We start from the raw sequence: 14,213 nt of genomic DNA on the forward strand, positions 1-14,213 counted from the left end.
CCGACCAACGCGCCTACGCGCCCGGTCACGCGATCCTGCGTCCCGTTTTTGTTTGCACTGCTAAGGCTCTAGCCGCTCGACCGCTAGTTCCCCTGCGCGCCCGAAATACCGTTTTGCAGGGCATCCCAGGCGTTCGTTGCCATATCGCCCAGGTTCTGTGCGGTATCGCCGAGGTTCTGAGCCGTGTCACCCAGCTCTTGGGCCTTATCTCCCAGCTCCTGGGCCTTGTTGCTCAGGTCCTCCAGCGTATTAGAGCTCGAGCTGTCCGCGCCGCCCTGGTCGCCGGACGCGTTGCCCGACGAGCCGTCCTTGCGCGTGAGCTGAATCTCGAGGTTGCCGTTGTCGTTGTAGTATGCAGACGTAACCACCCAGTTGGCGTCGACAACAGGCGTCGAGCCGTCATCGGTCAGGATCACGGCATTCGAAAGATCGGCCCCACGCGACTTGAGGAGCTGCTTGGCGTTGGACCAGTACTGACCCGGGATATCGCTCAGGTCGACGGTGCCGGACTGGGTAGTCTCGGTCTGCTCGGCCGTGGTATCAGTCGTGGCGCCCCGCTTGTTGAGCATGCCCGACACGATGGCAAACACAACCGACAGGGCAAAGAAGATCGCCAGAACGATCAGGATTTTCTTGATCACGCTCGACGAACGCGAAGGCTTCTTCTCCTCGTCCTCGCCATACTGAGGGATGGACTTGGGATACTCACGATACGGCTCGCGCGCATATCGGTCGCGCGACTCGTAGCGCGGCTGTGCCGTGCGCGGCATATATGTCGTCTGCTGAGGCTGCGGAATGGGATTTTGCAGCAGGTCATCATAAGGGTCTGCCGCCGCGTTGCCGTAGGGACTCTGCGACGAGACACCATACGGGTCCTGCGCTGCGTTTCCGTAATTCACAACGCGCGTGGGATCGGCCGACACCTGCGTCGTATCGGGGGCAGCGTAGCCGGGATTCGGCACGACGCGGGTCTCATCGGCGCCATTGCCCGTCCGCGGGGAGCCGTAGCCACCCATTACGGTCGTCTTATCCTGGTCCATGCAACGATTCCTTTCCGTCGCCCGTAAGCAATAAGTTATCCATGCATTCTACCCGCGCAAAAGCCTATGATGGGCAAAGCCCGCCGGTATCTACAAGACATGCGCGGCCGACGGTCACAAGCGAATCGAGGAACGTCATGGCAAAAAGCAAGCTCATCAAAGACACAACGCGCGCCGAACGCGAGGAGATCATTAAGCTGGCGCTCGCGGGCTGCGGTAACGGCAGCTGCGACAACTGCGGCAGTTGCAGCTTGGGAGCAGGCGACCCGTACGGCACCTACCAGCCCTACATTGACGGCGAGATGGAAATCGCCGATATCAACATGATGGTCGCCGAGCGCAACGCCAAACTCTTCGGCCTCCAGCGCGGCTAATGATCCCTTCTTGGGCTGTGCACCAAAAAATGCGCCCATCTACTACGTTTAACCCAAGGGTGCCAACCATAGCCATATTTGTGTTAACAAAACCGCAGGTAAACGTCTTGCCGCATTGTTAAAAAACGCTCCATGGTCGGTCCAACCCTGGTAAACGTAGTAGATGGGCGCTTTTCGTGGCGCGGCTGGCCCGATTGCTTGTTTCGGAGCCAATTTGCATCAAAAAGTCCCCGGCGGTGCTGCGTTTTGCGTCACCGGGGACTGTTCAATTTATCCCTCGCGGTCCACCTTACTCATTGGGTACGTACGTAGCCCTGGCTCGCTCGGGCGTTACATCCTGGCCGCAGGAATAGCTCGAGTCGAAGGCGTGCGCCACCAAGTCGTGCGTATCCCATGCCATGCAGTCAAACTCGCCGGTATCGAGGACGATGATATAGCCCTTGCCGTCGTAGTAGAAATGATCCTCGGTGTAGTTATCGTCATCGTCGATGTTGTCTTCGGACACGGAGTCCATATCCGGCTTTGCCGTCTTAATTGCCTGCTTGGCCTCACTCTTGAGGGTATCGAACGAGAGCCCGTGCTGCGCAAGCGAGTCCTCGAGCGAAACCTGCTCACCCGTCTTGAGGTTGTAGTACGCCGACCTCGTCACCCGCTCCGATCGATACGGAGGCTGATAGCTGCTGGTGAACGTACGCACACAGGCGATATCGCCATCGATTGAAACGATCTCGGCGGTGTACATCATGGTCACGCGGCTGTCCTCGTCATCCATCGAGGCCTGCTTGCTCGCTTCGAGCGTATTCGCAACGAGCTGGACCATATCCTTGTTAAACTTGGCGACGCCCACGCCCTGGCCCTTCACCTGGGGGTAGGTCCACGTAGCCGTGATCTGACACGTGTCATCGGGAGACGGATCCAGCGGGCCTTCGCCAACCGCAGCCGTAAAGTCAACATCCTGCGTGGCAGAAACGGCCTCGTAGCCCACCTGCGCATCGTCAGAGTCCTTCGACTTCAGCTGCTCCAGCGTCGTGGCCACCGTTGCGATGGTTTCGTTTACCGAATCCTTATCGTAAACTAGCACGCCATAAACGCCAGAAAAAGGAGCGAAAGACACATACGCCTGATGGGGAGCCACACTAACATCCGGCGTATAGACCTTCTCAATCTTGCCATTCTTATACGCCCAGACTTCAAGATGCGCAGCGGCCGCGTTATCCACACGGTCCACCGGTTCATCGGAATACTCAATCAGTAGCTCATCTTGGCCGTCGCCATCAAAGTCAACAAGTTTGGCATAGGCAACACCCTGGGCTCCATACGTAGATTGAGAATCATCAATCTCAACAGCCTCGCCCTCGCCGTACTTTTTCTGGTACTCGAGGATCTTGTCGGTGAACAGCTCGTTTGCCGTCTTGACCGCCGCCTTGGCAGAGGCCTTGGCCTCCTTCTTGGACTGCGTGAGCTCAACGTTCTTGGGAGCGTCCGAGCCTTCCTTGGCGTAGTCGACCTTCATGGTGGTCGTGCTCTTCTTTTTGCCCTTGCCCGAGGTGATGGTCATCTGGTACTTCTGGTCGGGCAGCTCGCCAAAGTCCTCCATGACAAAGCCGTCCTCGCCATCCACTTTGATGGTGTAGCTCTTGCCCTTGCCAGACACCGGCGCCAGCTCGACGGTATAGCTCTTGAGCTTTTTGCCCTTGCTGTTCTTGGGCAGCACTTTAGTCTCGCACGCGCAGACAACGTAGCCCTTGCCGCCCGAAGTCACCTCGGACGACGAGCCGATGCGCGGCACGACGACGATTGCCACTACGATGGCGACAACGGCAACACCGCCGATAACGGCAGCGACGATACGGCCCCTGTGCTTGGGCTTCTTGGGCTGCGGCGTCGGAACAAACGATTGAGCGGTCTCAGCAGGCTCGGTCATAGGCTCCTCATAACGAGACTGCGCCGCCATATGAACCGGGGCACCCTGAGGAGCTTGCTGTCCCACAGGAGCGGACGACGGCGCATCCCCTACCGGAAACGCCACAGGCTCCGCCTGGTCCTCAACTCCGCCCACGCGAGCGCCGCAGCTCGTGCAAAACGTGGAGCCATCGGGTATCTGAGCTCCGCACTTGGTGCAATACATCGCATCTCCCGTCTCTCGTCGCAGCCGCAATGCGCCCGCGCAGTTCTTCCAACTACACCGTACGAGAAAAATCCCCATTCTTGTTGCGCAACATTGCCGCCACGTCCAAAACTATGCCGGTTTACTACGATAAATCGCCCGAACCTGAGCACGCTACTTTACTAGAAAACAAAACCGCAGGTAGACGAATCGGTCATTATCGGAAAATCCAGATATGGTCGAGGTATACCGATTCATCGTAGTAAACCGGCATAGTTTTGGACGAACAACCCCATACGGATAGCCTCATTGACCCAACAGCCGCAAAATGATCCGTTTCCCCCATCCCCTTGGGATCAAAAAAGCCCCGCCGGGCCTTGGTTGGCGCGGCGGGGCGGACAAGCGGCTATGAGTAGCAGGCTTAGAACAGGCCGGTGATGTTGCCGTCGTTGTCGACGTCGATGTTCTCGGCCGCGGGAACCTTGGGCAGGCCAGGCATGGTCAGAACGCTGCCGGTCAGCGCGACCACAAAGTGGGCACCGGCGGAAACCTTGAGCTCGCGCACGGTGATGCGGAAGCCCTCGGGAGCGCCCAGCGCCTTGGCGTTGTCGCTAAAGCTGTACTGCGTCTTGGCCACGCACACCGGCAGGTTGCCAAAGCCGCTCTCGCGCAGCTCGGCGAGCTGGCGCTTGGCGGCCGGCGTAAAGTCAACGCCGTCGGCGCGGTAGACCTTGGTGGCAACGGCCTCGAGGGCATCAGCGACATCAGCGCCGTCCTCATAGGCAAACTTGAGCTCGCTCGGCTGCTCAATCAGACGCATGACCTCATCGGCCAGCTCGAGCGCGCCCTCGCCGCCCTTGGCCCAGACCTCGGAAAGCTTAACGTTGACGCCAAGCTTCTGGCACTCGGACTCGATGAGCGCAAGCTCGGCCTCGGTGTCCGTCGGGAAGCGGTTGATGGCGACCACGCAGGGCAGACCATAAACGTTCTGGATGTTGTCGACGTGACGCAGCAGGTTGGGCATGCCAGCCTTGAGTGCCTCGAGGTTCTCCTCGTTGAGGTCGGCCTTGGCGACGCCGCCGTTGTACTTCAACGCACGAGCGGTCGCGACGATCACGACGGCGCTGGGGCGAACGCCCGTCATGCGGCACTTGATGTCGAGGAACTTCTCGGCACCCAGATCGGCACCGAAGCCGGCCTCGGTAATGGCGACATCGCCAAAGCGCATCGCCATACGCGTGGCCATGATAGAGTTGCAGCCGTGGGCAATGTTGGCGAAGGGGCCGCCGTGGACAAACGCGGGCGTGCCCTCGAGCGTTTGCACCAAGTTGGGCTTGAGCGCATCCTTAAGCAACGCGGCCATGGCACCCTGGGCCTTAAGGTCGCGGGCACGGACAGGCTCGCCGGCAAAGCTGTAGCCGACAACGATCTCACCCAAGCGTTCCTTGAGGTCGCTGATGCTCGTAGACAGGCACAGGATTGCCATGACCTCGGAGGCGACGGTGATATCGAAGCCGTCCTCGCGCGGCACGCCCTGGGCCTTACCGCCAATGCCGTCGATGACGTGGCGCAGCTGACGGTCATTCATATCGACGACGCGCTTCCAAGTGATGCGCTTAACGTCAATACCGAGCTGATTGCCCTGCTGGATGTGGTTATCAAGCATGGCGGCCAGCAGGTTATTGGCGGCACCGATGGCATGGAAGTCACCGGTAAAGTGCAAGTTGATATCCTCCATGGGGATGACCTGAGCCCAGCCGCCGCCGGCAGCGCCGCCCTTGACGCCAAAGACGGGGCCGAGCGAAGGCTCGCGCAGGGCCACGGCACTCTTGACGCCGCGACGACGCAGGCCGTCGGCCAGACCGATGGTCGTGGTGGTCTTGCCCTCGCCCGCAGGCGTTGGGTTGATAGCGGTCACGAGGACGAGCTTGGCCTGGTGATCAGTCGGCTCGTTGAGCAGTGAATAGTCGACCTTAGCCTTGTCGAAGCCGTACGGAATAAGGTGCTTAACGTCGACGCCGGCGTTCTTGGCCACCTCGGTAATAGGCAGCGGCGTGACAGAACGTGCGATTTCGATGTCAGTAGGCATGGGCGGTCCTTTCGTTACCGAATGAGAAAAAGACCAATTCAGCATAGCACGGGCGCGCAATAGTAAAAACGCCCATAACCGATGAACGGCGATATGTTTACCCAATGTCCGGCGATAGCCCAACAGCACGCCAAAACAAAGCGCCCTAAACGGTAGGTTCAATCCCCAGGTGCTCAAAGGTGCGAAGGGTTGCCTGACGGCCCTGCGGCGTACGAATCATCAACCCGCACTGCAGCAAATAGGGCTCATAGACATCCTCGAGCGTGCCCGGGTCCTCGCCCACCGCGCTGGCAAGGGTCGTAAGTCCCACAGCACGACCGGAGAACGTCTTAGCAAGCGTCTCCAAAATGCGAATATCCATCCAGTCCAGCCCGAGCTCGTCGATCTCGAAGAACTCGAGCGCCTGACGGCAGATATCGAGCTCGATGGGGCCGTTGCCGCGCACCTGTGCGTAATCGCGCACGCGCTTGAGCAGGCGGTTGGCAAGACGTGGCGTGCCGCGCGAACGCGAGCCGATCTCGAGCGCACTAGGATGGTCGATCGTCACGCCCAGGATAGTCGCCGAGCGCGTCACAATCTGCGCGAGCTCCTCGACCGTGTAGTAATCCAGGCGATATGAAATGCCAAAGCGGTCGCGCAACGGGCCGGTCAACATGCCTGAGCGGGTCGTTGCCGCTACCAGCGTAAACTTGGGAATATCCAGGCGAATCGAGCGCGCCGCCGGACCCTTGCCAATCACGATATCGAGGGCAAAGTCCTCCATCGCGGGGTACAGGACCTCCTCGACCGAACGGTTGAGGCGGTGGATCTCGTCGATAAACAGCACATCACCCGGCTGCAAGTTAGTAAGGATGGCCGCTAGGTCGCCCGTGCGCGCGATGGCAGGGCCACTCGTGGTCTTGATCTGAGCGCCCAGCTCGTTGGCGATAACGGTGGCCAGCGTGGTCTTGCCCAGGCCCGGAGGACCCGAGAAAATCACGTGGTCGAGCGTCTCGCCACGGCTCTGCGCCGCTTCGATCAACACGCGCAGGCTCTGCTTGATGTGCTCCTGGCCGCAGTAGTCGTCCAGGCGCTGGGGGCGCAAAGTGCGGTCGACATCGAGGTCCTCGGCCGTCAGCTCCGAGCCCACCATGCGCTCGCCGTGCGCCATGGATGCCGCCGGCGAGTTACCGGGCGTCGCCCACAGGTCCTGAGAGTCATCGGCTTCCCACATCACGCATCCATTCCGAGTCGCTTAAGCGCCGCGCCGAGCAGATCCTCGACACGCATATTCTGCCCATCATACCCGCTCAGGGCAACATCGGTCTCCTGCGGGCTAAAGCCCATGGAAAGGAGCGCCGCACGGGCATCATCGATCGCCGAGGGAGCGGCAGCGGGCACGGGCATCGCAACCTGTCCGGGAATCACGTCGACCGGCACAAAGCCCTTATCCTTGGCAAAGGTGCTCTTGAGTTCCAGGATCAGGCGCTGAGCTGTCTTTTTGCCCACACCGGGTACCTTGGCCATGCCCTTGTCGTCCTCGGCCATCACCAGCGAATACAGCTGCCCCACGGTATAGGTGGAAAGCACGGCAAGCGCCAGGCGCGGGCCAACGCCCGAAACGGACACGAGCCGGTCGAACATCGTGCGCTCATCCTTTGAGGAAAAACCGAAAAGTGTCATGGCGTCCTCGCGCACCTGCATACGCGTGTAGAGGCGGACCTCGCCGCCGGGCGTCGGCAACGTGGCCGCAGTGCTGCCCGAGATGCCGAGCTCAAAGCCAACGCCCGACACATCGACGACAGCAGAGCTCATCGTGGCCTCGACAAGCGTTCCGTGGAGCTGGGAAATCATCAGTATCCGGTTCCTCTCTGTTGATAGAACTCGCCACCGGTAAGGGCGCGGGTGCGGCTGAGGTTTACGTGGCAGATGGCGCAAGCCAGGGCATCGGCGGCATGGTCGGGATGCGGGTCGTGGTCGAGCTGCGTTAGCGTGCGTACCATGTAGGCGACCTGCCGCTTGTCCGCGGCGCCGGTGCCCACCACAGCCTGCTTGATCTGCATGGGCGTGTATTCGCCAATCTCGAGCGCGCATTCCGACAGCGCCACGAGTGCAGCCCCGCGGGCATGCGCCGTAGGAATTGCCGAGCGAACGTTAGCACCAAAGTAAATGCTCTCGATAGCAGCGGTATCGGGTCGATAACGCTCCACGACACCCTTGAGGTCGCGGGCGATATGCGACAGGCGCACCGCGAGCGGACTTCCGGCACTGGTCTCGATGCAGCCGTAGGCACGGCAGCGAACCTCGCCGCGCCGCTCCTCGATAATCCCCCAACCCGTATGGGCCAAACCGGGGTCGATACCCAAAATGACCAAGCCGACCTCCCCTCGCCACAAGCACAGCGCAAGACAAGGCCCCGCGCATCATTCACGAACGTCTGTTCTAGAATAACACAACGGGGCCGAGATGCTTAGTTGAAGTATCGGGACTGGGAGCGAATCCTATCCCATAGTTAGTTCTGCGAGAAAAAGGGGAACTGCCTCGGATCAACCGGCGGATGCGGCATCGGGCCACCCTGGGGACTACCTTGCGAGCCGCCCTGACCGCCCATCATCTTATCGATGGCGTCCTGAACCTCGCCCTCGAACTTTTTCATTCCCTCGTGCAAACGACGCTGACCGTCCTCAGAGCGCAGCTCCTCCATTTGCTCGGGCGAAATACCCAGTAGCTCGCCCAGCACGCCCATCATCTCGTTTCGCACGCGCTCGCTCGTATCCTCGTCAGCAAAGCGGCGCACCTCGGCGCGCGCCAGCGAATCAACCGTCATGCGCTCCTTGCCGTTGAGCCCCAGATCGGACCACGCAAGCATGTACGGCCAGGCGCGCTCGACAAACGAACGGGCCGAGACGATCGGCGCCGTCGGCAGCATGCGGCGGGCGGCCTCGCCCTGACGCACGAGCATCAGCAGCAGCGAGCAAGCCTCGGGCTTGCCGGCGGCCATTGGGATGTCGTCAAAGGGACGGTTGCGGTCCACGTGCGCCTCGAGCGTGCCATCGACCTCGCCCGGCTCGAGCCCACCGAGCAGCTGCGCCGCGCGATCGAGCATGTCGACCGGACCGGCGAGCGTCGAGAGTGCCTGCGCCAGCACACGATCCATGCAATCCTCCACTGCGTTGAGCGTCACGAGCTCTTGGGGCACCACGGCCGAGGCACGGTTGCGCACGCGTGCCACAAACTCGAGCGTCGACAGATACACATCGCCAAAGGGTGCAAAGTCGCCCTGGTAGCCGCCGGACAGCGCGGGCGCCGCCAGCGCGTACTCGGTCTTGGAAAGCGGGCTCAGCGCCATAGCGCCCAGCTCGAGCGCCGTATCCTCGAGCATCAGGCCCAGCGCACGCGATCGCAGGCGTTCGGCATCGCCCGCCGACACGTCGCGGTCGAGCACGCGCGCCGCATCCGGCGCATCGCGCTCGACGGTGCGAATGTGCAAGTGCTCGGCGATTGAGCGCACGGCAGAACAGCGGGTGGCCTCTGCCTCCTCCTGCGCCGGCGTAAAGATGCGATTGCGCCCCAGCACCAGGCCAATCACGTTACGCGGACCCAAGGCATCGACGGCAAGCGCCGCAAGCAAAGACGACGGCAAATCACCCTCGAGCGCCACCACGGCGCGCGACGTGCCATGGGCACGGGCGTTATCGCGCACAGCGAGCACCAGCGCCTGCCACAACCACTCCTCGGAACGAAACTCGGGCAGCTCGTGGTCTTCCAAAGCATCGAGCATCACGCCGCGCTGAATCTCCTGAACCAGCAGGCTCTCCTCAAAGCACGGCGCTTGGGCCACCACTCGCCCGCAGTCGTCGAGCACAAACGACCCGCCGGTATACACCGACTCGTCATAGGCACCGACCGGCGCCATGCAGGCAAACCATACGCTGCGCTTGGACGCGATCTTGCGGTAGGCACCGCTGCGAACGGCGGCAATGGCGGCCGTCTCGCGGTCGGTCATATCAAACGCGTTGAACTGAAAATAGGCGATGAGGTCGACGCCGGTCGGCAGCATCTCGAGCTCACGGTTCAGGTCAAACACCACGGCGATGCGCACGCCGTCCACGTCAAACACCGGAGGCGCCCAACGCGCGTCGTTGTTCTCGCCACGCTGCAGGGCAATACTTGCGCGCGCGGGCACCACGCGACCATCTTTGAGCATCATATAGTCAAGCAGGGGCTGGCCCTCAAACGAAACCGCAGCGGGCACGATGCAGATCATGTCGAGCTCTTGGATGCGCTCAGCAACGCCCGTCAGGCCCGTCAGCATATCGTGCTCAAAATCGGCAGCGCCCACCAGGCTGCCCGGCATGGCACCCATAAAGAGCGGGGCCGGAACGCACAGCACGCGCGCGCCGCGCTCATGAGCCAGGCGAGCCTGGTCCTCGATGCGGCCGCAAATGCCCTCGATGTCACCCAGGCGCATATCGATCTGTGCAAGTGCGAGCTTCATGGCCCCGCCCTTTCCGTCTTAAAACATCGTTGTCGTAGTAAAAGCGCCGGCCGCATAATGCAGCCGGCGCTCGCATGTGCATATGCTAGCTATGATACCCCGAGCGGGGGCGCGCTCCTAGAACGTCGCGGACCACAGCCCATGCAGGTTGCAGTAGGCATAGACGGTACCGGTCTTGGAACCGCCAGCGAAAAACGTCGTGGGCTTCATGCCGGGCTCAAGGTAATGGACCTCCAGGCGGCCCTCGGCCTCAAGCGCAATCCACTCGATGTAGTGCTCGGGCAGCATGGGGTGCTCCGTCGAGCCCACGCGCGCGCGAATGACGTGGCCGTCGCGCTCGATCTCGACAACAGGCACGTGCTTCTCGTGCGCCGCATCCTCGGTGTTTGCCGTCAGCTCCGTGCAGCCGGCAGGGGTCGCAACGCCGTCGCCAAGGGCGGCAACGAGCTTGCCGTCGGAGTCCTTAAAGAATTTCGCCATGATGTTCTCCTTTGCTGATGTGCCAATGTTCTCGATGGTTCTTATGCCCAAAGAGCGCCGGACCATCCATGGCATTGCAAATGAACACATAACGGGTGAGGCATGCGGTCGGGCCGGGACGAACCGGCGACCTGGCCCGACCCGGCAGCCCCCATCCCGTGCGCAGCTAGCGACCGTCGCCGCCCAGCAGTGCCAGAACATCCTCGCGCGTGAACAGTGCCGATGAGATGCCATCGCCGCCGAGCACGCTGTTAACCAGATCGCGCTTGGACTCCTGCATCTGCATAATGCGCTCCTCGATCGTGTCCTTGGCGATGAGCTTGTACACGGTCACGGTGTGCTGCTGGCCAATGCGGTGGGCGCGATCGGTCGCCTGGTCCTGCGCGGCCACGTTCCACCACGGGTCGTAGTGGATGACCACGTCGGCAGCCGTCAAATTAAGGCCAACACCGCCCGCCTTGAGCGAAATCAAGAACACCGGCACCTCGCCTGCCTGGAACTGCGCAACCATCTTGGCGCGGCTCTCCTTAGACGAAGCGCCCGTGAGCTTAAGGAAGGCGATGTCCTCCTTAGACAGGCGCTTGCCGATGATATCGAGCATACCCGTAAACTGGCTGAACAACAGGATGCGATGCCCGCCGTCGAGTGCGCCGTGCACGAGCTCCATGCACGTATCGAGCTTGGCGCTCCCCGCCTTGTAATCCTCGTAGTGAAGACGCGGGTCGCAGCAGATCTGGCGCAGCTTGGTGAGCTCGGCGAGCACCTTGAGCTTATCTTTCTTAAACTCCCCGGCCTCGCGGTGCTGCACCTGCTGGGCGATGCGGTCTTGGTTGGCCAGGTAGAGCTTGCGCTGTTCGCCGGCAAGCTGCGCCATCACCGTATCCTCGATCTTCTCGGGCAGGTCGGCCACCACATCTTCCTTGACGCGACGCAGCACAAACGGCGACACGAGCGCCTGCAGACGAGCGGCACTGTCGCCCTCGGCATGTTCGACGGGACTCTCAAAGCGCTTGGCAAATGAGTCGCGCGTGCCCAGAAGACCCGGCATCAAAAAGTCGAAGATACTCCAAAGCTCGGACAGGCGGTTTTCGATGGGCGTTCCCGTCAAGGCAAAGCGCACGCCGGCCGGCAGGCGCTTGGCGGCGCGCGCCACCTGCGTGAGCGGGTTTTTAATGTACTGGGCCTCGTCGAGCACTACGCGGGCAAAGTCCTGCTCGACATATTCGTCGATGTCGCGACGCATGAGGTCATACGACGTCACGACCACGTTGTGCTCGGCGGCACCGGCAATTTGCACGCGACGCTGGGCCTTGGCGCCCACGATGGCACACACATCAAGCGAGGGAGCGAAGCGCTCCAACTCGGCAGCCCAGTTGTACACGAGCGACGCGGGGCATACCACGAGCGTGGGCTTAGCGTCCCCCGCCTCCACGCGCGCCAGGATATGTGCGATCATCTGCAGTGTTTTGCCCAGACCCATATCATCGGCCAAAATGCCGCCAAGGCCCAGATGCTCGAGCGAGCCGAGCCACTGGTAGCCGTCGACCTGATAGCCGCGCAGTGTGGCCTTGAGCGAGGCCGGCACCGTAAAGTCCATCTTGCCGAGCGTGTCCAGGCGTTCAACGGTGCGACGGAATGCAGCGTCGCGATCGGCTTCGAGCTCGGGCGTGCGCGCAAGCATGCTGTCGACGAACAGGGTGCTCGACGCGGGAAGCGACACGCCATCGAGCAGGTCGACGGCATCGACGCCCAAGTCCTCGGCAAGGCCAAACGCGGCGCGCGCTCCCTCGTCCAGGCGAATGATGTCGCCCGACGTGAGGCGCGCAAACGTCTGGTGGCGCTTATACGAATCGAGATAGATGGCAAGGTCGGCCGACGAGAGCCCGCTTGCGCCCAGTTCGACGTCGAGCAGGTTACTCTTGACGGTCGCGCGCACCGAAAGCTTGGGCGCGGGGCGCACCGAGATCTGGCGCAGACGATCACTGAGCATGACCTCGCCCAGCTCGGACAAAGTCGCCAGTCCCTCGGTCAGCAGACAGAACAGGCGGGCGTCATCGCGCTCCTCAAACGCCAGGCCGCCCTCGTAGAAATCGAAATACAGGGCAGCCGTGTCCATAACGCGAAACTCCGCCACCGTATCGCGGGGCGGAACGCCGGGGCGTTGCTCTTCGAAAGGACTACCCGGAGCACCAAGACTAAAGAGATCTGCCGACCAATCACCGTAGGCCACTGTAATCTTGCAGGTCACAAGGCCATCGTCGACGCCAATCGCCATGGCAAAGCTCGGCTCGGGCGCCACGGCATCGAGCGCGGCGGGGGCGGTCAGGTCGGTGTAGTCGCGCAAGATAGGCAGCGCCATGCGGCAGAACTCGCCCACCTGGTCGGCGGCGATATGGACCGGCGTGCGGCAGGGCAACAAGCGCGACAGGAACGGTGCCGCATGCTGGGCAAACGCCGTGTCGGTACGGCGCGCGCGGCGCGTATCGACCAGATAGGCTGCGTCACCAGCGACAAAGCAGTACATATCGGCCGGAAGGCGCAGGTCATAGCTGCCTCCCGCCGCCGGTGCAATCTTGGCGGCAAGGAGCGGCGGGCGCTTGGCCGGGACTTCGCCCTCCCCCTGCGGCGACGGCTCGACCGCCACCTCGTAGGCGCGATGCGTCGTCGTCCCCCGCGACCAAGCAGGCTCAAAGGACAGGGTCCTGCCACACAGCAGGTCCAGCACGGACACGATGGAATACTCGGATACCGGCAACTGACGCTCGGCGACAAAACCGCTGCGGGCAAAGTCATACGATGCCGAGCGCGAGCTCGTAATATCGCCTAGGTAGGCGACCGTCATTGCGATAAAGTCGAGCAGCTTTGTCGACACGTCATCGAACGCCTCGGGCACATGGACAAACGTAAGCTTCTTACCATAGGAGAACGTACCGCCGCGCACATAGGCATCGGCCATGCCGTCGATATCCTTAACCACGTAGGACACCGAACCGCAGCGAATGCGAAACTCAAGCGCCCAGTTAAAGCGATCGGCAAACAGCGGATTGTAGTACGGCACCAGCGAGGGCTCCAGCACCGCTTTGGGCGCATCGGGGTCAATGGTGCCGGCGAGCTTGCGACGCATGGCCACGAGCTCATCCATGCGCGCGTCCGAAAGATCGGAAAGCGCCGCCACAAGGCTTGGGCTCGTGGGGACGGGCGCCGGGAAGGGAAAGTTGGGATTGACCGCAGATGCGGTGGGCGCGGGACGGGCGGGCTGCTTGGACTGTGCGGGCGGTACCGTAAACGTGCGGACCGGCGTGCGCAAACCCTCGACGGGCTCGGCGCCGCTGGCATCCAGATACGCTAGCGCCGTGGCGATGGCGTGCTTGCACATGCCGGAATAGCGGAAGGCGGCCGGGCAATCGCAATCGTAGTCGATAACCTCGTGCTCGTCCATGTCGAGCGCCACGTGCGTCTTGTACAGGTCGCCGCGCGAGCCGCGCACTGTACCCTCGATGTGCACGTTTTTGGAGAAGCGCGAGCCGGAATCTTCGAATGACAGCACGGCACCGTTGAGCATGAGCGAGCGCCCCTTCATAAAGGTACTGCTGAGCGCCGCCTCCTTACGAAGCGCCTGCACAAACGTCCCCTGTGCCATCACTTC

Annotated in this window: 10 protein-coding genes; 1 reads left to right on the top strand and 9 read right to left on the bottom strand. The window is 61.9% G+C overall.

The features are described from left to right. Nucleotides 1–83 precede the first annotated feature (83 nt). Nucleotides 84–1,040, bottom strand: coding sequence for an SNARE domain-containing protein (locus AB5767_RS03235; protein WP_368131344.1), 957 nt, complete (start codon nucleotides 1,038–1,040; stop codon nucleotides 84–86). Between the two features lie 137 nt (nucleotides 1,041–1,177). Between AB5767_RS03235 and AB5767_RS03240 the strand changes: the two genes are divergently transcribed. Then, the gene (locus tag AB5767_RS03240) at nucleotides 1,178–1,414 is read left to right on the top strand and encodes a hypothetical protein (protein WP_035137347.1); all 237 of its coding nucleotides are present in this window, start codon (nucleotides 1,178–1,180) and stop codon (nucleotides 1,412–1,414) included. A 289-nt stretch (nucleotides 1,415–1,703) separates the two neighbouring features. On the opposite strand, the gene AB5767_RS03245 is transcribed toward AB5767_RS03240, so the two are convergent. The 8 genes from AB5767_RS03245 to AB5767_RS03280 form a co-directional block, all read right to left on the bottom strand. Continuing rightward, nucleotides 1,704–3,542 carry a zinc ribbon domain-containing protein gene (locus AB5767_RS03245; protein ID WP_368131343.1) on the bottom strand — a complete coding sequence of 613 codons (1,839 nt, stop codon included), beginning with the start codon at nucleotides 3,540–3,542 and terminating at the stop codon, nucleotides 1,704–1,706. Nucleotides 3,543–3,942: 400 nt separating this feature from the next. Beyond that, nucleotides 3,943–5,610, bottom strand: coding sequence for a formate--tetrahydrofolate ligase (locus tag AB5767_RS03250; protein ID WP_368131342.1), 1,668 nt, complete (start codon nucleotides 5,608–5,610; stop codon nucleotides 3,943–3,945). A 145-nt stretch (nucleotides 5,611–5,755) separates the two neighbouring features. Then, nucleotides 5,756–6,823, bottom strand: a complete 1,068-nt coding sequence (gene ruvB / locus AB5767_RS03255; RefSeq protein ID WP_022095140.1) for a Holliday junction branch migration DNA helicase RuvB — start codon at nucleotides 6,821–6,823, stop codon at nucleotides 5,756–5,758. Next, on the bottom strand, nucleotides 6,823–7,443 hold the full coding sequence (gene ruvA, locus AB5767_RS03260; protein ID WP_055310211.1) for a Holliday junction branch migration protein RuvA: 621 nt from the start codon (nucleotides 7,441–7,443) through the stop codon (nucleotides 6,823–6,825). Before ruvA ends, ruvB begins: the two co-directional genes overlap by 1 nt. Beyond that, nucleotides 7,443–7,964 (bottom strand): crossover junction endodeoxyribonuclease RuvC, encoded by a 522-nt coding sequence (gene ruvC / locus AB5767_RS03265; RefSeq protein ID WP_035137351.1) that lies wholly within the window; start codon nucleotides 7,962–7,964, stop codon nucleotides 7,443–7,445. Before ruvC ends, ruvA begins: the two co-directional genes overlap by 1 nt. 137 nt (nucleotides 7,965–8,101) lie before the next feature. Further along, nucleotides 8,102–10,087, bottom strand: a complete 1,986-nt coding sequence (locus tag AB5767_RS03270; RefSeq protein WP_368131341.1) for an NAD(+) synthetase — start codon at nucleotides 10,085–10,087, stop codon at nucleotides 8,102–8,104. 117 nt (nucleotides 10,088–10,204) lie between these two features. Further along, the gene (locus tag AB5767_RS03275; RefSeq protein ID WP_161156252.1) at nucleotides 10,205–10,567 is read right to left on the bottom strand and encodes a desulfoferrodoxin family protein; all 363 of its coding nucleotides are present in this window, start codon (nucleotides 10,565–10,567) and stop codon (nucleotides 10,205–10,207) included. Nucleotides 10,568–10,733: 166 nt separating this feature from the next. Next, nucleotides 10,734–14,207: a DEAD/DEAH box helicase gene (locus AB5767_RS03280; RefSeq protein ID WP_368131340.1), complete on the bottom strand. Its 3,474-nt coding sequence runs from the start codon at nucleotides 14,205–14,207 to the stop codon at nucleotides 10,734–10,736. Nucleotides 14,208–14,213 lie beyond the last annotated feature (6 nt).

Source organism: Collinsella aerofaciens, from assembly GCF_040926265.1.
GTDB classification, from domain to species: Bacteria; Actinomycetota; Coriobacteriia; order Coriobacteriales; family Coriobacteriaceae; genus Collinsella; species Collinsella aerofaciens_BB.

What these genes read in the sequence shown, in the direction of transcription:
- AB5767_RS03280 (WP_368131340.1), bottom strand. Translation starts at nt 14,207, where the DNA reads ATGGCACAGGGGACGTTTGTGCAGGCGCTTCGTAAGGAGGCGGCGCTC.
- AB5767_RS03245 (WP_368131343.1), bottom strand. Translation starts at nt 3,542, where the DNA reads ATGTATTGCACCAAGTGCGGAGCTCAGATACCCGATGGCTCCACGTTT.
- ruvA (WP_055310211.1), bottom strand. Translation starts at nt 7,443, where the DNA reads ATGATTTCCCAGCTCCACGGAACGCTTGTCGAGGCCACGATGAGCTCT.
- AB5767_RS03250 (WP_368131342.1), bottom strand. Translation starts at nt 5,610, where the DNA reads ATGCCTACTGACATCGAAATCGCACGTTCTGTCACGCCGCTGCCTATT.
- ruvB (WP_022095140.1), bottom strand. Translation starts at nt 6,823, where the DNA reads ATGTGGGAAGCCGATGACTCTCAGGACCTGTGGGCGACGCCCGGTAAC.
- AB5767_RS03235 (WP_368131344.1), bottom strand. Translation starts at nt 1,040, where the DNA reads ATGGACCAGGATAAGACGACCGTAATGGGTGGCTACGGCTCCCCGCGG.
- AB5767_RS03240 (WP_035137347.1), top strand. Translation starts at nt 1,178, where the DNA reads ATGGCAAAAAGCAAGCTCATCAAAGACACAACGCGCGCCGAACGCGAG.
- AB5767_RS03275 (WP_161156252.1), bottom strand. Translation starts at nt 10,567, where the DNA reads ATGGCGAAATTCTTTAAGGACTCCGACGGCAAGCTCGTTGCCGCCCTT.
- AB5767_RS03270 (WP_368131341.1), bottom strand. Translation starts at nt 10,087, where the DNA reads ATGAAGCTCGCACTTGCACAGATCGATATGCGCCTGGGTGACATCGAG.